Here is an 18,851-nt window from a genome sequence, read left to right as displayed (position 1 = left end):
CTCATTAACTTGAGTTGGGCGTTTTCTTTTGTGGTGACTTTTTGAAACTTTATGTGTCTAATGTATGGAAATCAAAAAAGATATCTTTAACTTTAAAATTAACTATTAACATTAAAATTATATCACATTATGGGATTATTTTCATTTATTAAAAACGCAGGTGCTAAAGTATTCGGAATAGGAAAAACAACTGAAGAGGAAGCTGCTGAAGCAAAAGCAGCTGCAAATGCAGCAGAATTAAAAGCAGAGGAAGCAGCCGCAAGAAATTTAGAAGAAACAATTAACGATTTACAATTACAGGTTGAAGGGTTACATGTATTTGTAGATGATGATATGGCTAGAATATCAGGAATGGCTTACGACCAAGCAACTAAAGAAAAAGTTGTTTTAGTGGTTGGAAACACTGCTGGAATTGCAACGGTTGATGATCAAATGACGGTTGAACATGTAGAACCAGAAGCCCAATTTCATACTGTTGTAAGTGGAGATACTTTAGGAAAAATTGCTAAAAACTACTATGGTAATGCAATGAAATATCCTGTGATTTTTGAAGCGAATAAACCAATGCTTACAGATCCTGATAAAATTTATCCTGGACAAGTATTACGTATTCCTCATATGGATTAGTATAACTATAAGTATAAAAAAAAAGCGCAACATAATGTTGCGCTTTTTTTACGTGTCATTTCTGTAAAGGTTATGTAATTCGATGACAAAGTATTTATGTTTTGAATTTATGTCATTTCGAGCTTGCCGAGAAATCTATCATATAGTATCATTCAAAAATTCCCAATTAGGATTTTTAGTGTGTATTAAAAATTCTTTTTTTTCTCTATTCCAGCGTTTTAGTTGTTTTTCCCTTTTTATAGCATCATCAACTTCAAAAAAGTGTTCAAAGTAAATTAAGCACTTGCATTTATATTTATGAGAAAATGATTTTGAATGTGCTTCAGGATTGTTGTGATAATAAAGTCGTTCTTTTAAATTGTTTGTAACACCAATATATAAGACCGTTTTGTTTTTATTAGTAAGGATGTATACATAGTAATTATGAGTGCCTTTAGTTTTCATAACATAAAGATAGAGATTCCTCCATTTCAGTCATAAAGACATTGTGTTATGTTTAAAAAGATCTCTCCACTTCGGACGAGATGACAAATCAATGTCATTTCGAGCTTGCCGAGAAATCTCAGGTTTAGATATTGCATTGAGTATAAGATTCCTCCACTTCGGTCGGAATGACAATAATACTTTAAGTTTATTCCAACACTTTATCTAAAGCTTCAAAATCATAAGGTTTAGCAGTAATGGTTTTCTTTTGGTCTAACAATACATACGTTGGTGTGGATCCAACATCATAGGCATTAGAAATTGGGTTATCCCATTTTCCTAAACCTAGTACATGAATAAAATTAGGATAATCTGTAATAGCTGTTTGCCATGTTTCAGCATTGTCTTCTAATCCAATTGCAATGACTTTAATATTTGGTTTGTTTGCTAGTAAGGTTTTTACTTTTGGTAATTCATCAAGACAATGGCTACAAGTACTACTCCAAAAAATAATTAAGTACTGTTCAGCGATGTCTAGATCATGAAGCGTTGTTGTTGTAGCTTTTCCATTTTTTGTAATGGCTAAATCAAAATTTTGAGCTCTTTTACCTACTTGATTATTTTCATAAGCTCTAAGTCCTTCAACCAAAGTTAAATAGTTGCCTTTGGTTGCTAAATCCATTAAATAACTTTCAGAAATATAGTTGGCTACTTCAGGATTATCCATATTCTTAAATTTGCTCCAAACCATTTCAAAGAGCATTATTTTGACTTCAGGATTAACAACGTTTGATAAACTTTTGGCGACAAGGTCTATATCTTTTTTATAATTCTCATTGGTTGTATTAGGAGTCATTCCGAAGATAAAAGCCAAGACACGATCAACTAAAAAATCGGAGCTTTGAAGTAAGTCATTATTAAAATCGACATGAGATAAAAAGGTGCGTTTTAAATTGGAAGAATAAGTACTTAAGTCTTCATATTCTGAAGGAATATATGGCGTATTAGCTTTAATAAAAGTAGAAGCCATTGTTCCTTTTGAAGACGCTTCAAAAGCGATTTGTGTGTCTTTTAAAGTTTTAAAAATATCATGAAAGGCTTTTTTATCAGTGCTTTTTTGAGTGTAATAATTGCTAATGGTCATGTTAACCATTTCCATGCTATTGGTGTATGACGACCATAATTTATTTTCAATACCATGAGTAAATTCTAAGCCTTTTTCTACGCTAAACCTTAGTGTTGTACTTTCCTTACCATTATAGATGAGATCAAAATTATTGTCTTCAGGAGGAAGTGCATATACAATTTTATAAATTCCAGCTGTTGCTGAAGAATCTAACTGTATTTTAAAATTGCCTTCTTCGTCAATTTGTGCTCTATCTATATAATTTGAACCTGTTGGTGTTGCGCGATATAAAAAAGCATAGGTATAATCTTTGGCAGGAGAGAATGTACCACTAACAGTATGTTGTGCTTGCACATGTATTGACAATAGAGTTAATAAGAGCACTAAGTATTTCATAATTTTATTTTTAATGGGTCATTTTACATAATCATTGAGTTGGTCAGAGTGTGAACTAGAAATCTAAAAAAATCTTCATTGCACTTCGTTCCCTTCTGAATGACATGTTTTGTGTTTCAATTTTTATTCCAAAATAGGTTTTAAAACAGATAATGCTTGTCTAACCGATTTGATGTTCTCAAAAGTTAGTAGCAAACGCAAGCCATTTCGAGTTTGCTTTTCTTTCATTTTGCATGCTTTAGGATGTGATTGAACAAAGCGAAGCACTTTAGTAAATCCGTTACTCTGGTAAAATGCGCTTTGTTGATCATTTATAAAGTAACCAATAAGCTTTCCTTGTTTCATAATCACTTTCTCTAGTCCAATTTTTGTAGCAATCCATTTGATACGTACACTATCAAACAAATCTGTTACAGGTATTGGTAATTCTCCAAAACGATCAATAATTTCAGTTTCAAATAACTGTAATTCTGCTTCAGTTTTTAAGCCGTTTAGTTTTGTGTAAAGATTTAATCGTTCAGTAATATTATTGACATAATCATCTGGAAATAAAAGCTCAAAATCTGTATCGATAGTGATGTCTTTAACGTAGTCTTTTTCTTTTCCGTCGTCTTGATATAAGTCTTTAAATTCATTTTCTTTCAGTTCTTCAATGGCTTCATTTAAAATTTTCTGATAGGTATCAAAACCAATATCATTAATAAAACCACTTTGTTCACCACCAAGCAAATCACCAGCTCCACGAATTTCTAAATCTTTCATGGCAATATTAAAACCACTGCCAAGTTCTGTAAATTGCTCTAATGCTGTAATACGTTTTCGTGCATCGTTAGTCATTGCCGAATATTCAGGTGTGATAAAATAGCAGAATGCTTTTTTGTTACTTCTACCAACGCGACCACGCATTTGATGCAAGTCACTCAATCCAAAATTGTTCGCATTATTGATAAAAATGGTATTTGCATTTGGTACGTCTAATCCGCTTTCAACAATAGTTGTACTCACCAATACATCAAATTCACCATTCATAAAGGCCAACATGAGTTGCTCTAGTTTTTTACCTTCCATTTGTCCGTGACCAATCGCAATTTTTGCGTCAGGAACCAGTCGTTGAATCATGCCAGCAACTTCTTTAATGTTTTCAATTCGGTTATGAATAAAAAATATTTGTCCACCACGTTGAATTTCATAAGTCACAGCATCTCTTATGGTTTCTTCGTTAAAACGAATGACATGACTTTCTATAGGATATCGATTTGGAGGAGCTGTTGTAATAACCGATAGATCACGAGCAGCCATTAAACTAAACTGAAGCGTTCTTGGAATAGGCGTTGCTGTGAGCGTCAAGACATCTACATTGTCTTTTAAAGTTTTAAGTTTTTCCTTTACAGCGACACCAAACTTTTGCTCTTCATCAACAATAAGCAAGCCTAAATCTTTAAACGCTACATTTTTATTGACCAATTGGTGTGTTCCAATGATAATATCAACATGACCTTTTTCGAGTTTTTCTAAAGTAATTCGTTTTTCTTTAGCAGTTCTAAAGCGGTTGAGATAATCTACAGTAACAGGAAAATCTTTAAGTCGATCACTAAAGGTTTTATGATGTTGATACGCTAAAATTGTTGTTGGGACTAATACGGCAACTTGTTTTCCGTTATCAACAGCTTTAAATGCTGCACGAATAGCAACTTCTGTTTTTCCAAAACCAACATCACCACAAACGAGACGATCCATTGGACGTTCGCTTTCCATGTCTGCTTTAATATCTGCAGTTGAGGTGATTTGATCTGGTGTGTCTTCATAAATAAAAGACGCTTCTAACTCATGCTGAAGGTAACTATCAGGTTTATATTGAAAGCCTTTTTCAAGTTTACGCTTCGCATAGACTTTGATAAGGTTAAACGCAATCTCTTTTACACGAGATTTTGTTTTTTGCTTTAACGTCTTCCAGGCTTTACTTCCAAGTTTATAAACTTTTGGAGGCTTACCATCCTTACCATTAAACTTAGTGATTTTATGAAGCGAATGAATGCTTAAATACAAAACATCACGTTCGCCATAAACGAGTTTAATAGCTTCCTGCTTTTTACCTTCGACGTCAATTTTTTGTAGTCCACCAAACTTTCCAATACCATGATCGATATGAGTGACATAATCACCAACATCTAAATTGGTCAGTTCTTTTAAAGTAATGGCTTGCTTTTTAGCATAACCATTTTTAAGATGAAATTTATGGTAACGCTCAAATATTTGGTGATCTGTATAGCAAGTGATTTTTTGGTCGTGATCTATAAAGCCTTGATACAAAGACAATACAACGGTTTTATAATGAACGTCTTCTTCTACATCTTCAAAAATATCGTGAAACCGTTTGGCTTGTTGTTCGCTAGCGCAAGCGATATAATTTGTGTAGCCTTTGTTGTGATTGTTATTTAGGTCTTCAATTAACAAATTGAATTGTTTGTTGAAAGATGGTTGAGGACTTGTGTTACATGTAATGATGTTGTCATTCTGAACTTGTTTCAGAATCTCATCCTGAGAACTCTCGACTGTGCTCGATGTGACAGAAAAATAAGCATTTGTTCCAAACTCAATTAAGTTGAAATCGAGTAATTGTCGTTTCAGTAATTCGGAATTACAAAAGAGTTCTTCAGGTTTAGAATGTTTTATTTCTGAAGATAAAGTCTTAAAGGTCTCTTCTGCTTTTGTGAAAAATTCATCAATTCTTGAAAATAGTATATCAGTGTTTTTAGAAAACACGACCGTTTTTTGAGCAATATATTTTAGAAAACTTTGTCTGCTTTCTTCTAAAAACTTATTAGCGACATTAGGAATGATTCCAATTTTTTTAATGTGTTCCGTAGAGAGTTGCGTTTCTACATCAAAGGTTCTAATACTGTCTACTTCATCACCAAAAAATTCAATGCGATAAGGTTCGTCATGCGAAAATGAAAACACATCAACAATGCCACCACGAACAGAAAATTCTCCAGGTTCGGTTACAAAATCGACACGTTTAAATTGATATTCAAATAAAACCTCGTTTACAAAATCAATTGATAAATCATCACCAACAGAAACTTTTAAAGTATTCTTTTCGAGTTCACGACGCGTGACTACTTTTTCGAAAAGTGCATCAGGATAGGTAACTATAATAGCTGGCTTCTTTCTGGAGTTAATTCGATTTAAAACTTCAGCTCTTAAAAGCACATTAGCGTTGTCGGTTTCTTCAATTTGATAAGGTCTACGATAGCTTCCTGGATAAAAAAGCACATCTTTGTCGTTAATTAAAACTTCAAGGTCATTAAGGTAAAAAGCAGCTTCTTCTTTATCGTTAAATATGAGTAAAAAAGGACGCTCAGCCGTTTTAAAGGCTTCACTAATAATTAACGAAAATGAAGAGCCAACAAGACCTTTTAAGTGTAGTTTTAGTTTAGATTTGGCAATAGCAGTTTGCAGATTTTGCAGTTGCAAAGCCTGTGCATATGTTTGCGAGAGAATAGATTTACTCAAAGCATTTTATTTTGTGCAAATATAAAATATTTGTGCTTTGTCATATTGTTAAAATGTATTAATAAAACTATCTTTGTGCCACTAAAAATCAAATTATATGTCATTTTCAGAATTATTCGAAAGCGGATTTAAAAAACGTAATCAAGATCATTTTGCAGCTATAGTAAGAGTTGCTATGAGTGATGGAATTATCAATGAAGCAGAAAAAGCGTTTTTAGATCGTTTAGCAATACGATTAGATATAACAGAAACCGATTATGAACAAATACTTAAGGATTATCAAAGTCATCCAATTAATCCTCCTTTATCTTACGATAAGCGTTTAGAACGTCTTTACGATTTAGCACGAATGGTTTGGGCAGATCATATTGAAGGAGAAAGCCAAGTGCGATTATTAGAGAAGTTATGTATTGGTTTAGGGTTTAATCAAGATAATGTAAAATACATTACAGATAAGGCATTAAGTTTAGTACATTATGATGTTGATTTAGACGATTTCATTGAAAAAATGAAACATATGAATCAGTAATTAATTCTATAAATAAAAAAAAGCAGTCTATTTTAGACTGCTTTTTTTATGCCTTTTGCATAAATTCTTCGGCTTTTTTAACCATGTTTTTACTACCACAAATAAATGGTACACGTTGATGAAGCTCTGTAGGTTCAATATCCATAATTCTTGTAAAACCATCACTAGCCTTACCATTAGCTTGTTCTGCTAAAAACGCCATAGGATTACATTCGTAAAGTAAACGTAGCTTACCATTAGAGTTTTTAGAGCTTTTAGGATACATGTAAATACCTCCTTTAATCATATTCCTATGAAAATCGGATACTAATGATCCAATGTATCGACTTGTGTAAGGTCTGTCACCTTCTTCTTCTTGGCAGTATTTGATGTAATTTTTAATGCCTTGCGGAAAGTGAATGTAATTGCCTTCGTTTACAGAATATATTTTTCCATCTTCTGGGAATTCCATATTAGGATGCGATAGATAAAATGTACCTATAGCAGGATTCAACGTAAAACCATTAACACCATCTCCTGTGGTGTAAACAATCATAGTTGAAGTCCCATAAATGATATAACCAGCTGCAACCTGTTGATTTCCTTTTTGAAGAAAATCTTCAATAGTTACAGGTGTTCCAACAGGAGTTACACGTCTGTAAATAGAAAAAATAGTACCAACAGAAACATTTACATCTATGTTTGAAGAACCATCTAAAGGATCAATAAGAACAATATATTTATTTTGATGATTTTCATCTTGGCTATTAATCGAAATAAAGTCATCTTCTTCTTCACTGGCTATTCCACAAACAATATTTCGTTTGGTCATGGTTTGAATAAACTTATTATTAGCATAAACATCTAATTTTTGTTGATCTTCACCTTGAATATTAGTGTCGCCTGCTGCTCCAATAATATCAACTAATCCAGCTTTATTAACTTCATGATTAACGACTTTTGCAGCCAAACGAATTGAATTTATTAGTCGCGAAAGTTCTCCAGAAGTGTATTTAAATGCAGATTGGTTTTCGATGATAAATTCACCTAATGTTTGATTTTTTTGAGACATTTATTCGAAATAATGGTTTTTACAAATATCGTATTTTTTAACAAATTACAACGTTTTCGCACTGTTTTAATGTTTCATTAAACTTAACTTTTAAACTATCTTTACCATAAATTAGTGATTATGAATTTTAGCATAAGAGATGCTGTTAAAAACGATACACCAAGAATTCTTGAATTAATTACTGAACTAGCTATTTTTGAAAAAGAACCTGATGCAGTGACAATAACTTCGGAAGATTTAAATACTTTCGGATTTGGAAATCATCCTAAGTTTCATTGTTTTGTTGCTGAAATTAACGGTAGAGTTGAAGGGATAGCTTTAGTGTATACTCGATTTTCAACATGGAGCGGACTTGTTTTACATCTCGAAGATTTGATTGTGAGTCAAGCAAAACGTGGTCATGGTTTAGGAACAGCACTTTTAGATGCTGTTGTTACACATGCTAAAACCTTAGATGTAAAACGTGTAAGTTGGGAAGTGTTAGATTGGAATGAACCAGCAATTAGCTTTTATGAGAAAAAAGGTGCAAATGTTATGAGAGAATGGAATGTTGTTCAGTTAAACGAAGACGGAATTAAAAATTATTTATCTAAACTTTAAAATGCAAGTATTCAAATTTGGAGGTGCTTCTGTAAAAGATGCTGAAGGTGTAAAAAATCTGGCTTCAGTATTAAAACAAGTTGGTTTTGAAAACACATTAGTTGTTGTTTCAGCAATGGGAAAAACAACAAATGCACTAGAGTTAGTTATCAATAACTACTTTAAAAATAAGCTGGAGTTACAAAACTCTATTCAGGATGTGAAACAATACCACAATGACATTTTATTAGATCTTTTTGAAAATACACAACATTCAATATTTAAAAAAATAGCGTCTATATTTGAAGAATTAGATTTGTTTTTAAGTCGTAATAAATCTCCCGATTACAATTTTGTATATGATCAAACTATTGGTTTTGGTGAAATTATTTCTACGACGATAATCAGTGAATATTTAAATGCTATAGGTATTCAAAATAAATGGATGGATGTTAGATATTGTATTAAAACAGATAGTTATTACAGACGAGCTAATGTAAATTGGAAACAAACTCAGAAAGCAATTAAAGATAATATTGATACTAAAACGCTATATGTAACTCAAGGGTTTATTGGTAGTGACGCAAACAACTTTACAACAACTTTAGGTAGAGAAGGCAGTGATTATTCTGCTGCTATTTTTGCCTATTGTTTAAATGCGCAAAGTATAACTATTTGGAAAGATGTGCCAGGTGTTTTAAATGCAGATCCACGTTATTTTGAAAATGCTCAGTTGTTGCATAATATTTCTTATCGCGAAGCGATAGAATTAGCGTTTTATGGTGCTTCTGTAATACATCCAAAAACCTTACAGCCTTTGCAGCAAAAGGAAATTCCTTTAGTTGTAAAATCGTTTTTAAATCCGAACGATAAAGGCACAAAAGTTGGAAAAGGAATTGGAATAGAACCTAATATACCATGTTACATTGTTAAGAAAAATCAGGTTTTGGTTTCACTTTCTTCATTAGATTTTAGTTATATCGTCGAAGAAAATATAAGTGAGATTTTTAGGTTATTACATTATTATAAAATGAAAGTTGATGTGATACAGAATTCTGCAATTAGTTTTTCGGTGTGTTTTGAAAACAGTTATAATAACCTTGAGCAATTGCTTCAGCATCTAAAAGCAAAATTTAAAGTAACATGTCACGAAAATGTGAGTCTTTATACTGTAAGACACTATAATGAGCAAGCTATAAAATCTGTAGAAAAAGATAAAGCCTTGTTATTAAAACAATTAACACAAGAAACCATACAAATCGTAACTAAATAACAATTTAGTACATTTACAGTCATGAGTAAACCACCTGAAATAGGATTAGTTACTGCTAAAGAAGTTGCCAAAGCCATTAATGTTGACAAGTATGGTTTTATAGGCACTTTTGTTGGATGGATGCTGATGAAAGTCCTTAAAATATCGACACTTAATAAAATTTATAAACGCAATAAACACTTAAGTGATGTTGCCTTTTTAGATGGGATTTTAGACGACTTTCAAATTAAATTTGAAATTCCAGAAGAAGATTTAAAACGTTTACCCAAAGATGGTGCATATATTACAGTGTCTAATCATCCCTTAGGAGGAATTGATGGTATTTTGCTGTTAAAATTAATGATTGAACAGCGTAAAGGTTTTAAGATTATTGCAAACTTTTTATTGCATAGAATTGAACCCTTAAAGCCTTACATCATGCCAGTTAATCCTTTTGAAGATAGAAAGGATGTGAAGTCGAGTATTGCTGGTTTTAAAAATTCAATCTTACATTTAAGAGAAGGCCATCCTTTAGGAATTTTTCCAGCAGGTGAGGTTTCTACCTATAGAGACGGTAAATTGGTTGTAGATAAACCTTGGGAAGAAGCTGCGATGAAACTGATTCAAAAAGCTGAAGTTCCTGTGGTCCCTATCTACTTTCATGCAAAGAATAGTAAGTTGTTTTATAAGCTTTCAAAAATTAGTGACACCTTTAGAACAGCAAAGTTGCCTTCAGAATTACTAACACAAAAACATCGAATTATCAAGGTGAGAATTGGTCGTCCAATTTCTGTAAACGATCAAAAAGAGCACGACACACTTGCTAGTTTTTCAGAATTTTTAAGACGTAAAACCTATATTTTGTCTAATGCTTTTGAGGACAAACCTAAAATATTAGACAATCTTTCAAACACCTTAAAAACACCACCAAAATCTCCAAAACGTATTGTTGGTTCTGTTAGTCAAGAGGTGATGATTTCTGAAGTTGATGCGCTTCGAGAGAGTGATTGTAGGTTATTACAAAGTAAAAATTACGAAGTTTATTTAAGCAATCCAGAGCGCATTCCAAATATTTTAAGAGAGATAGGTCGATTGCGAGAAATTACTTTTAGAGCTATTGGTGAAGGCACAAATGAAGCGATAGATTTAGATAATTTTGACACCTATTATCACCATATGTTTTTATGGGATACTGATGCCAATCGATTAGCTGGAGCTTACAGAATGGGATTAGGTTCTCAAATTTTTGCAAAATATGGTATAGATGGTTTTTATCTTCAGGATTTATTTCGTTTTGAGCCAGAGCTGTATAAAATGATGAGCCAATCTATAGAAATGGGACGAGCATTCATTATTAAAGAATATCAGCAAAAACCAATGCCTTTATTTTTACTTTGGAAAGGTATTGTGCATACCACATTGCGTTATCCTGAACATAAATACCTTATTGGTGGCGTGAGTATTAGTAATCAGTTTTCAAACTTTTCAAAATCGTTGATGATAGAGTTTATGAAATCACATTATTATGATCCTTATGTTGCACAATATGTACATCCTAAAAAGGAATTTAAAGTAAAACTAAAAGATGCTGATAAAGACTTTGTGTTTGATGAAACTGAAGCCGATTTAAATAAGTTTGATAAAATTATTGATGAGGTCGAACCAGGTGCATTGCGACTTCCTGTGTTATTAAAAAAGTATATTAAACAGAATGCAAAGTTGGTTGCTTTTAACGTAGATCCTTTGTTTAATAATTCGGTTGATGGCTTAATGTATATTAAAATTGCCGATTTGCCCGAAAGTACAGTGAAACCAGTAATGGAAGAATTTCAAGCTGAGTTGGAACGTAAATTTTCTAACGGATCTAATACTGAAAAATAAAAAAAGCCAGAACATAAATTCTGGCTTTTTCCGTATATATGTTTTGTTTAGAACCAAGGTTTTTTACCAACTTGGTAGGTGTTGTAAAACTCTTCGTCAGATTTTGTCAAGTAAATAATACCTTCAATTAATCCAATAATACTAACAACCATTGTGCCAATTCCACAAGTAAGAAAGTAAAGGACAATAGAGGCAATGAGCATAATAGCTCCCTCTTTATTATATCCTAAAACAAATTTGTGAACTCCAGCCCAGCCTAAAATAATACCTAATATGCCAGCTAATATTTTTTTATTATCTCCAGACGCACTATTAAATGCTTCTTTAGCACTATCAGCAAACTCTGAAGCTGTTTCTTTTGCCTCATCTGCAAACTCACTTGCTTTGTCGCTTACTTTATCAGCCGCTTTTTTTGCACCTTCTTTAGCGTCTCCTAACATATCGTTAAGGTCGTCGCTTAAATTTTTGTTATCATCAGACATAGTTTTATGGTTTTTAAATGGTTAGGTTATAAAATTAATAAATTTGTTCAAAATATTAGTCTATTACCTCAATCATTTGTTACATAAAGGCTTTGTCTACAGGTTCCCATAATTCAATTTTATTGCCATCATTATCGAGAATCCAACCAAATTTTCCATATTCAAATTCTTGAATATCATCAACAATGGTAACACCTTCGTCTTTTAAAACCTTCATAAGTTCCTGTAAATTTTCAACACGATAATTAAACATAAACTCTTTTTTAGAAGGTTCATAATATGAAGTGTCTTTTGAAAACGGACTCCATTGTGTGGAGCAATCGTTACCGTCTTTGTCTTTCCACCAAAAGGTACAACCATAGTCGTCTGTATTAAAACCTAAATGTTTTTTATACCATTCTTTTGATGCTTTAGGATCTGTACTTTTAAAAAACAGTCCACCTATTCCTGTGACTCTATGTTTCATTTTACTCTGAATTTATTTCAGAATCTCATTAATTGAAATTCTTTATGTTGTTTATATGTTAAAGATATCTCGACAGAGCTCGTCTTGAGCGACGTCGAAAGGCTTAAATGACAATTATTTTTTTAATGCTGATTCATAGATGTCTATCCATTCATCACAAGTCATTTTTCTAGTAAGTTCGGCAATTAAATCAAAGGGAATATCTTCTGTTTTCTTAAAACGAATACAACTTTTTCCCATATCGAGTTTACGGCTACAATGTTTAGGATACTCGTTAACAAACCAATCGTGTAATTCTTTTTTAGCATAAATACCACTATGGTATAAGTTAATAGAGTTTTTTTGCGACGCAAAACTCATAAAAGGTAGTGGTGTTTTGGGATCACAATGATAACCATCTGGATATACTGAATGCGGAACATAATAGCCTATCATTTTATAAATCATCCCTTCTTCAAAATCTTTTGGAAGGTTGTCTTTAATGACTTGTCGCAATTTTTTTAGAGCATTGTGACGTTCTTCAGGTGTTTGACTAATATAATCTTCTGGAGATGTAGCTTCGTATGTCATGATATTTAGTTTTATTTACGTTGTAAGATTAATCCTGAAATTAAAGATATAATAAATCCTATAATAGTGACTAGTGTAAACATAAATAAGGCAGCAATAGAACTCGTCATTTCAAAAATTTCATCTGCTTTGCCTTGTTCGGTTAATGCTTTTTCATAATCACTAAAAAAAGAAGGATTAATAAATTTTGTATATATAAAATCTGCTATAGCAATGCCTATTCCGACCAAAACTGAAATTAATATACCAATGATAATCGCTTTGCCTAATGAAATTATACCATTGTTTACTCGGTCTCTATAATGCTTTATCCCAAAAAATATGAATGATAGAGATAAGAAAATAGATACATAACCAAGTATCTCATTGGTTGAATAGTCAAAGTTGTCAATTCCAATTATGAGGTGAATTGTGAAAATTATAAAACCTGTTAGGAGTCCGTAGAGACCATATTTAAGTACTGTTTGTTTCATGATGTAATAGTTTTAATGAATGAATGTTAGATGTGTTGATCAATTAAAATGGTATTACCATCAGGATCATAAAGCACAACACTAGCAGGACCAGAAGTGTTTGCATCAGTTTCACGCTCTAGTTTAATTTTGTTTGATTTTAAATGCTTCTGAATTGCTCTGACATCATCAAATGTGTCAAGTGTATCAGCATTTTGATTCCAACCAGGATTAAAGGTTAAAATATTTTGCTCAAACATGCCTTGAAACAATCCAATTATTGAATCGCCATTTTTCATGATTAAATAATTTTGTTCAATATTTCCAGCAAACACCGAAAATCCTAAAGTTTCGTAAAACGTCTTGGAAGCATGAATGTCTTTTACATTCAAACTCACCGAAAATGCACCTAAAGTCATAGTCATAAGTTTTTAAATTAATAACAATACAAAACTATGAGAAGCCTTTAAAAATGTACTCATACTAAAGTACCAAACCACTCATACTTTAGTTTAAAAATAGGGTTTTTATATAATATTAATGTCTTTTGCTATTTGAAGAGCTTGTGTGCGACGCTTAGCATTAAGCTTAGATAGAAGATTAGAAACGTGAGTTTTTATAGTGCTTTCTGAAACAAAAAGTTTCTCACCAATTTCTTTGTTAGAAAGTCCTTCGGAAATGCCTATCAAGACATCATATTCACGTTTACTAATATCAAGGTCTTTTATTTTTTTATGGTCGATTTCATTTAAAACAGAACTCCTTTTTTGAAGACTTTTTTTATTGAGGTATATACCAATAAAAAAGAAAACTATTGCGATGATAGCAATTACAACCTCAGAGTTTAAATCTCCCGAAATAACAGCATATTTACTAAACTGAAATAGAAGTAGAAGTGCTAGTATAAGTAATGCAAAAACGAGAATGGTTTTTTTCATGTACTAAATTTAGCAAAATTCTAATTTAATTTTATCTACTATAGTTTGTGCTAATTTTTCTTTACTTTCAATAGTCCATCCAGCGACATGAGGTGTTAAGAGAACATTGTTGGCTTGTATTAAGTAGTCAAAAGCTTTAGGTAGATGAGACCTATCGACTGCGCTCGAGGAGACAGTTGGTTTAAATAAATTCTCAAATGATGATTTCTCATATTCAAGCACATCTAATCCAGCACCTAAAATTTTACCTGATTGCAAAGCCAAAACTAAATCTTTTGTGACAACACTTTTTCCTCTAGCTGTATTGATAAGCCAAAACGATTTTTTAAAAGCATTAATAAAGTTAGAATTAACCATGTTAATTGTTCGTGGTGTTTCAGGAGTATGCAAACTTAAAATGTTTGCTCTTTCTTGAAGTTCTTCTAGAGTAACTTGCTTAGCATTTTGATCTCCAACATTGGATTTAATATCATAACATAAGACCTCTACATCAAAACCTCTAAGCTTTTTAGCAAAAGCTTTTCCCATGTTTCCGTAACCAATTAAACCTACAGTTTTACCATCGAGCTCGACACCACGATTGTCCTCTCGTAACCATTTTCCGGCTCTAACTTCTTGGTCTGCTTTATTTAGTTTGTTGAATAACGATAGTAACATGGCTAAACTGTGTTCGCCAACAGCATTGCGATTGCCTTCTGGTGCAGCAATTAAATGAATACCTTTAGATTGAGCATAATCACAATCGATGTTTTCGAGTCCAGCACCAACACGACCAATAAATTTAAGTTGCGTGGCAGCATCTAAAAATGGTTTATCGATTTTAAATCGACTACGAATAATGAAACCATCATATTGGTGAATAACTTGTTCAATGGCTTCTTTTGATGACGAATAATCTTCGTCGTTTGTAAAGCCTAAAGCGTCGAGTTGCTCAATGAGTAAATCGTGATTTTTATCTAGATGGAGTATTTTCATAGTTGTCATTTCGACATGAGGAACAGAGTGACGATTGAGAAATCTCATTATGAGATGTTTCGACTGCGCTCGACATGACAGTTAAATCAAATTTCAGGATATTCGGTTTGAGTTAATTCTGCTTTAACTTTTCCTGTATGTGCTGTGCTTAGTTTTTCGAACAATAACAAATGAACTTCTTCATCGTCTTTTGTTGATGGGTTATGCTCTACACCTTTTGGTACCACAATAATTTCGCCTTCATTAACCACTTCGGTTCGGTTGCGAAATTGCATATAAAGCGTTCCTTTTATAACCTGAAATAACTCATCTTCATCATCGTGACTATGCCATACAAATTCGCCTTTGATTTTTGCAAGAAGGACTTGCATATTATCAACAATTGCAATGCGATGTGGATGCCATTGTTTTGAGAATAAAGCATGTTTGTTTTTTATGTTTATAGGTTTCATTTAATATTCGGTTACATAACCCCAGTTTTCTCCAGTTTTAATTCTATAAAGTTGCATTTCTGAGATTCCAAACTGTTTAGCAATCATTTTTAGTCGTGTTCTTCGGTTTGGGTCGTTTATTTTTCGCTTTATAAGTTTAACCTTAGTTTCGGTTAATTTTGAGTAAGTTCTTTTTCGAGGTCTGTTTTTGTATTCAGGATTACTGAATTGGTGAACTTCTTTTTCTCGCTTTGTTGCCCATTTTAAGTTTTCAACCCGATTATCGGTTTTATCATAATTAAGATGAATGACATAAATGCCGTCGTTTTGCTCCAAAAAATGTTGTGCAACGAGTTTATGAACATATCTACTCGTAGATTTTCCGTTTAGTTTTTGTTTTAAAGGAAGGTTTTGGTATCCGTTTATAAATGATACCTTGACCTCAAATTCTTTTTCTCCTTTACAGTTTAATATTCGACCATAATTTGAGATTTTAAATTTTTCGTTTTCGGCAATGCCTTCGTCAAATATTATGTCTTTCCATTTTTCATTCCAATAGCTACGTATCATAATTTGTTTTTTGTATCAATACATTACGATTAGGGTTTCGTAATGATTGATATGTTAGTTATATAGAGATACGGCAAAGTTACAAAGTTTTGTATAAGTGGTTGAGTAATTAGACTATACGCAATGCAGGCACACGTTGAGATTGTCTAAAATATTAGATGCCTAAAATTAGTTTTGCAATCCAGAAGTAAATTAAGATTCCAAAAATATCATTGCTCGTGGTGATAAATGGTCCTGTGGCAATTGCTGGATCAATACCTCTTTTGTTGAGAAATAGTGGGACAAACGTACCAATTAAACCTGCTACGATGATGACAACGATTAATGAAATTGAAATGGCTAGTGCTGTTGTGAAATCGCCTTTGGTTGCCCAAACAAATAGAAATAAAAACACAGCCAATATGGTTCCGTTTAGCGCTGCTAATAGCATTTCTTTTATAAGACGACTATTGATACTTCCTTTAACATCGTCATTGGCAAGACCTTGAACAATAATTGCACTAGATTGTACACCAACGTTTCCTGCCATTGCGGCAATTAGAGGTGTAAAAAAGAACAGTAAGGCATATCTTTCAAAAATACCTTGAAAGCCTTCCATAATCAAAAAGGCGCCAACACCTCCAACAAGTCCTAAAAATAACCAAGGTAATCGCGCTCTGGTAAGTTCAATAATACTATCATCTGCTTCTACATCACCAGTGATACCAGCAGCCATTTGGTAGTCTTTTTCGGCTTCTTCTTTTAAAACATCTACAATATCATCGATGGTAATTCTACCTAAAAGCGTTTGGTTATCATCAACAACAGGAATGGCTTCTAAATCGTATTTTGCCATGACTTTGGCGACGTCTTCAACATCGTCATTAACATTCACGTAGTCTACACTGTCTTTTGAAATCTCTGCAATTTTTTGCTCGCTTTTAGCAACAATTAAATCTTTAAGTGATAAGCGACCAATAAGTTTTTCTTGCTTGTTTACTACATAGATTGAATGCACTCTAGTGACTTCTTTTGCTTGTCCGCGAATACGACGTAAGCATCCAGCTACAGTCCATGTTTCATAAACTTTTACTAGCTCTTTTGCCATTAAACTACCAGCAGTATCATCATCGTAAGTTAAAAGTTCGGTAATTTCTTCGCGATGTTCTTCGTCTTCAATTCTAGAAATTACTTCTGCTTGACGTTCTTCAGGAAGTTCGGCAATAATATCTGCAGCGTCATCAGTGTCTAATTCTTCAACTTCTTCTGCAATTTCTTTTGCTGAAAGGTTTTCTAATACTTTTTCTCTGGTATCTTCATCAAGTTCAGTTAAAATGTCTGAAGTGGTTTCAGAATCTAATAACTTGATAACATAAACTGAATCTTCAAGGTTTAATTCATCTAAAATTTCGGCAACATCAGCATAGTGAAACTCATTTAAAAGTTTTTTTAATGCTTTGTCATCGTGTTTAGCAACAAGAAGTTCTACTTGCTCAATGAGTTCATCGGTAAGTTCAAATTGTATGTTGTCTTTTTCTTCTATCATGTATTGCTGCTTGACTGAATCTAAAAGATGTCTCGTCGTTTCACTTTGTTGAAATGACAATTCTTAGTGTTTCTCGTCGTTTTGAATTAAAAGCGTGAGTTCAATAAATGAATCAACACTTAGTTGTTCTGGACGTTTGCCAAATATAACATTTGCTTTTAAATTATCTGAAAGATTAAATGTTTTTAAACTGTTACGAAGTGTTTTTCTGCGTTGTTGAAAGGCTGTTTTTACGACTTTAAAAAACAGGTGTTCATCACAACTTAAGCTAAAATCTTTTTTTCGTTTGAGTAGTAAAACTCCAGAATCTACTTTTGGAGGCGGATTAAACACAGTTGGCGGAACAGTAAATAAATAGTCTGCATCATAAAAAGCTTGAGTTAATACTGAAAGAATGCCATACACTTTACTGCCTTCTTTAGAACAGATACGTTGGGCAACTTCTTTTTGAAACATACCTGAAAACTCAGGGATTTGTTCACGCATTTCTAAAGTTTTAAATACGATTTGTGTTGAAATATTGTATGGAAAATTTCCAATGACAGCAAAAGGTTCGTCATTGAAAACTTGAGTTAAGTCGTAACGTAAAAAATCGTGCTCATACACTCGATCTGCTAAATTGAGATAATTAGCTTTGAGATATTCTACAGATTCGGTATCAATTTCTATAACATGTGTTTTGATATTTTTTTTAAGCAAATATTTGGTAAGAACTCCCATTCCAGGTCCAATTTCAAGCACGTGCTTGTAACCTTTTAAACTTAATGTGTTTGCAATTTTTTCTGCAATAGACTCGTCGGTTAAAAAGTGTTGTCCTAGATGTTTTTTTGCTTTTACTTGATTCTTATCAAAATTATTTGCCACAACTATTTGATTTTTTTTATTGATATAAATAGGATGAATAGTCCAAAACTAAAACCACAAATAAAACCTCCAATGGTTTCCCAAGGTTCAGTTCCATAATTTATATAACTTATTAAGATGCCTATGATGAATGCACATAAGCTAATACCACATAAAAGGCGTTTATTCTTAAACAAAAACCCATTTATATCCATAGAT

Annotated in this window: 20 protein-coding genes; 5 read left to right on the top strand and 15 right to left on the bottom strand. The window is 32.5% G+C overall.

Annotation, left to right across the window (positions count from 1 at the left end):
- The first annotated feature begins 129 nt into the window (after nt 1-129).
- The gene (lysM, locus tag ACP15M_RS05725; RefSeq protein ID WP_425076226.1) at nt 130-627 is read left to right on the top strand and encodes a peptidoglycan-binding protein LysM; all 498 of its coding nucleotides are present in this window, start codon (nt 130-132) and stop codon (nt 625-627) included.
- A gap of 138 nt (nt 628-765) precedes the next feature.
- Here the strand turns inward: lysM and ACP15M_RS05720 are convergent, their stop codons facing one another.
- The 3 genes from ACP15M_RS05720 to mfd all read right to left on the bottom strand — a co-directional run bounded on the left by ACP15M_RS05720 (nt 766) and on the right by mfd (nt 6,088).
- Entirely contained in the window at nt 766-1,071 is a 306-nt protein-coding gene (locus ACP15M_RS05720) for a GIY-YIG nuclease family protein (RefSeq protein WP_425076225.1), read from the bottom strand.
- Nucleotides 1,072-1,258: 187 nt separating this feature from the next.
- Nucleotides 1,259-2,572, bottom strand: coding sequence for a TlpA family protein disulfide reductase (locus tag ACP15M_RS05715; protein WP_425076224.1), 1,314 nt, complete (start codon nt 2,570-2,572; stop codon nt 1,259-1,261).
- A gap of 123 nt (nt 2,573-2,695) precedes the next feature.
- Complete coding sequence (gene mfd, locus ACP15M_RS05710; RefSeq protein WP_425076223.1) at nt 2,696-6,088, bottom strand: transcription-repair coupling factor; 3,393 nt, start codon at nt 6,086-6,088, stop codon at nt 2,696-2,698.
- Between the two features lie 97 nt (nt 6,089-6,185).
- Between mfd and ACP15M_RS05705 the strand changes: the two genes are divergently transcribed.
- Entirely contained in the window at nt 6,186-6,617 is a 432-nt protein-coding gene (locus ACP15M_RS05705; RefSeq protein WP_425076222.1) for a TerB family tellurite resistance protein, read from the top strand.
- Nucleotides 6,618-6,663: 46 nt separating this feature from the next.
- On the opposite strand, the gene fbp is transcribed toward ACP15M_RS05705, so the two are convergent.
- Complete coding sequence (fbp, locus tag ACP15M_RS05700; protein WP_425076221.1) at nt 6,664-7,668, bottom strand: class 1 fructose-bisphosphatase; 1,005 nt, start codon at nt 7,666-7,668, stop codon at nt 6,664-6,666.
- A gap of 120 nt (nt 7,669-7,788) precedes the next feature.
- Here fbp and ACP15M_RS05695 point away from each other — a divergent pair, with 120 nt between their 5' ends.
- Genes ACP15M_RS05695 through ACP15M_RS05685 form a run of 3 tightly spaced genes read left to right on the top strand, consistent with a single transcriptional unit; the run spans nt 7,789 to nt 11,380 of the window.
- A complete protein-coding gene (locus ACP15M_RS05695; RefSeq protein ID WP_425076220.1) occupies nt 7,789-8,268 on the top strand; it encodes an N-acetyltransferase family protein in 480 nt (159 codons plus the stop codon).
- A 1-nt stretch (nt 8,269) separates the two neighbouring features.
- The gene (locus ACP15M_RS05690; RefSeq protein WP_425076219.1) at nt 8,270-9,520 is read left to right on the top strand and encodes an aspartate kinase; all 1,251 of its coding nucleotides are present in this window, start codon (nt 8,270-8,272) and stop codon (nt 9,518-9,520) included.
- A 21-nt stretch (nt 9,521-9,541) separates the two neighbouring features.
- A complete protein-coding gene (locus ACP15M_RS05685) occupies nt 9,542-11,380 on the top strand; it encodes a GNAT family N-acyltransferase (protein ID WP_425076218.1) in 1,839 nt (612 codons plus the stop codon).
- 47 nt (nt 11,381-11,427) lie between these two features.
- Here the strand turns inward: ACP15M_RS05685 and ACP15M_RS05680 are convergent, their stop codons facing one another.
- The 11 genes from ACP15M_RS05680 to rsmA all read right to left on the bottom strand — a co-directional run bounded on the left by ACP15M_RS05680 (nt 11,428) and on the right by rsmA (nt 18,653).
- Nucleotides 11,428-11,862 carry an NINE protein gene (locus ACP15M_RS05680; RefSeq protein WP_425076217.1) on the bottom strand — a complete coding sequence of 145 codons (435 nt, stop codon included), beginning with the start codon at nt 11,860-11,862 and terminating at the stop codon, nt 11,428-11,430.
- A gap of 79 nt (nt 11,863-11,941) precedes the next feature.
- Nucleotides 11,942-12,328 carry a VOC family protein gene (locus ACP15M_RS05675; RefSeq protein WP_425076216.1) on the bottom strand — a complete coding sequence of 129 codons (387 nt, stop codon included), beginning with the start codon at nt 12,326-12,328 and terminating at the stop codon, nt 11,942-11,944.
- A 114-nt stretch (nt 12,329-12,442) separates the two neighbouring features.
- On the bottom strand, nt 12,443-12,898 hold the full coding sequence (locus tag ACP15M_RS05670) for a DUF1801 domain-containing protein (RefSeq protein ID WP_425076215.1): 456 nt from the start codon (nt 12,896-12,898) through the stop codon (nt 12,443-12,445).
- An 11-nt stretch (nt 12,899-12,909) separates the two neighbouring features.
- Complete coding sequence (locus ACP15M_RS05665) at nt 12,910-13,371, bottom strand: DUF4199 domain-containing protein (protein WP_425076214.1); 462 nt, start codon at nt 13,369-13,371, stop codon at nt 12,910-12,912.
- 26 nt (nt 13,372-13,397) lie between these two features.
- On the bottom strand, nt 13,398-13,769 hold the full coding sequence (locus ACP15M_RS05660) for a VOC family protein (RefSeq protein WP_425076213.1): 372 nt from the start codon (nt 13,767-13,769) through the stop codon (nt 13,398-13,400).
- Nucleotides 13,770-13,877: 108 nt separating this feature from the next.
- Nucleotides 13,878-14,288 carry a response regulator transcription factor gene (locus ACP15M_RS05655; RefSeq protein WP_425076212.1) on the bottom strand — a complete coding sequence of 137 codons (411 nt, stop codon included), beginning with the start codon at nt 14,286-14,288 and terminating at the stop codon, nt 13,878-13,880.
- 9 nt (nt 14,289-14,297) lie between these two features.
- Nucleotides 14,298-15,263, bottom strand: coding sequence for a 2-hydroxyacid dehydrogenase (locus tag ACP15M_RS05650; protein ID WP_425076878.1), 966 nt, complete (start codon nt 15,261-15,263; stop codon nt 14,298-14,300).
- An 86-nt stretch (nt 15,264-15,349) separates the two neighbouring features.
- Nucleotides 15,350-15,715, bottom strand: a complete 366-nt coding sequence (locus ACP15M_RS05645) for a cupin domain-containing protein (protein WP_425076211.1) — start codon at nt 15,713-15,715, stop codon at nt 15,350-15,352.
- A complete protein-coding gene (locus ACP15M_RS05640; protein WP_425076210.1) occupies nt 15,716-16,264 on the bottom strand; it encodes an HNH endonuclease in 549 nt (182 codons plus the stop codon). It lies immediately after the preceding gene.
- Nucleotides 16,265-16,418: 154 nt separating this feature from the next.
- Entirely contained in the window at nt 16,419-17,789 is a 1,371-nt protein-coding gene (mgtE, locus tag ACP15M_RS05635; RefSeq protein WP_425076209.1) for a magnesium transporter, read from the bottom strand.
- Between the two features lie 63 nt (nt 17,790-17,852).
- Nucleotides 17,853-18,653 (bottom strand): 16S rRNA (adenine(1518)-N(6)/adenine(1519)-N(6))-dimethyltransferase RsmA, encoded by an 801-nt coding sequence (rsmA, locus tag ACP15M_RS05630; protein WP_425076208.1) that lies wholly within the window; start codon nt 18,651-18,653, stop codon nt 17,853-17,855.
- Nucleotides 18,654-18,851 lie beyond the last annotated feature (198 nt).

Source organism: Psychroserpens sp. S379A (assembly GCF_049800755.1).
Lineage (GTDB): Bacteria > Bacteroidota > Bacteroidia > Flavobacteriales > Flavobacteriaceae > Psychroserpens.
This window is presented reverse-complemented; position numbering and strand designations above follow the sequence as displayed.

What these genes read in the sequence shown, in the direction of transcription:
- lysM (WP_425076226.1), top strand. Translation starts at nt 130, where the DNA reads ATGGGATTATTTTCATTTATTAAAAACGCAGGTGCTAAAGTATTCGGA.
- ACP15M_RS05720 (WP_425076225.1), bottom strand. Translation starts at nt 1,071, where the DNA reads ATGAAAACTAAAGGCACTCATAATTACTATGTATACATCCTTACTAAT.
- ACP15M_RS05715 (WP_425076224.1), bottom strand. Translation starts at nt 2,572, where the DNA reads ATGAAATACTTAGTGCTCTTATTAACTCTATTGTCAATACATGTGCAA.
- ACP15M_RS05705 (WP_425076222.1), top strand. Translation starts at nt 6,186, where the DNA reads ATGTCATTTTCAGAATTATTCGAAAGCGGATTTAAAAAACGTAATCAA.
- fbp (WP_425076221.1), bottom strand. Translation starts at nt 7,668, where the DNA reads ATGTCTCAAAAAAATCAAACATTAGGTGAATTTATCATCGAAAACCAA.
- ACP15M_RS05695 (WP_425076220.1), top strand. Translation starts at nt 7,789, where the DNA reads ATGAATTTTAGCATAAGAGATGCTGTTAAAAACGATACACCAAGAATT.
- ACP15M_RS05690 (WP_425076219.1), top strand. Translation starts at nt 8,270, where the DNA reads ATGCAAGTATTCAAATTTGGAGGTGCTTCTGTAAAAGATGCTGAAGGT.
- ACP15M_RS05685 (WP_425076218.1), top strand. Translation starts at nt 9,542, where the DNA reads ATGAGTAAACCACCTGAAATAGGATTAGTTACTGCTAAAGAAGTTGCC.
- ACP15M_RS05680 (WP_425076217.1), bottom strand. Translation starts at nt 11,862, where the DNA reads ATGTCTGATGATAACAAAAATTTAAGCGACGACCTTAACGATATGTTA.
- ACP15M_RS05675 (WP_425076216.1), bottom strand. Translation starts at nt 12,328, where the DNA reads ATGAAACATAGAGTCACAGGAATAGGTGGACTGTTTTTTAAAAGTACA.
- ACP15M_RS05670 (WP_425076215.1), bottom strand. Translation starts at nt 12,898, where the DNA reads ATGACATACGAAGCTACATCTCCAGAAGATTATATTAGTCAAACACCT.
- ACP15M_RS05665 (WP_425076214.1), bottom strand. Translation starts at nt 13,371, where the DNA reads ATGAAACAAACAGTACTTAAATATGGTCTCTACGGACTCCTAACAGGT.
- ACP15M_RS05660 (WP_425076213.1), bottom strand. Translation starts at nt 13,769, where the DNA reads ATGACTTTAGGTGCATTTTCGGTGAGTTTGAATGTAAAAGACATTCAT.
- ACP15M_RS05655 (WP_425076212.1), bottom strand. Translation starts at nt 14,288, where the DNA reads ATGAAAAAAACCATTCTCGTTTTTGCATTACTTATACTAGCACTTCTA.
- ACP15M_RS05650 (WP_425076878.1), bottom strand. Translation starts at nt 15,263, where the DNA reads ATGAAAATACTCCATCTAGATAAAAATCACGATTTACTCATTGAGCAA.
- ACP15M_RS05645 (WP_425076211.1), bottom strand. Translation starts at nt 15,715, where the DNA reads ATGAAACCTATAAACATAAAAAACAAACATGCTTTATTCTCAAAACAA.
- ACP15M_RS05640 (WP_425076210.1), bottom strand. Translation starts at nt 16,264, where the DNA reads ATGATACGTAGCTATTGGAATGAAAAATGGAAAGACATAATATTTGAC.
- mgtE (WP_425076209.1), bottom strand. Translation starts at nt 17,789, where the DNA reads ATGATAGAAGAAAAAGACAACATACAATTTGAACTTACCGATGAACTC.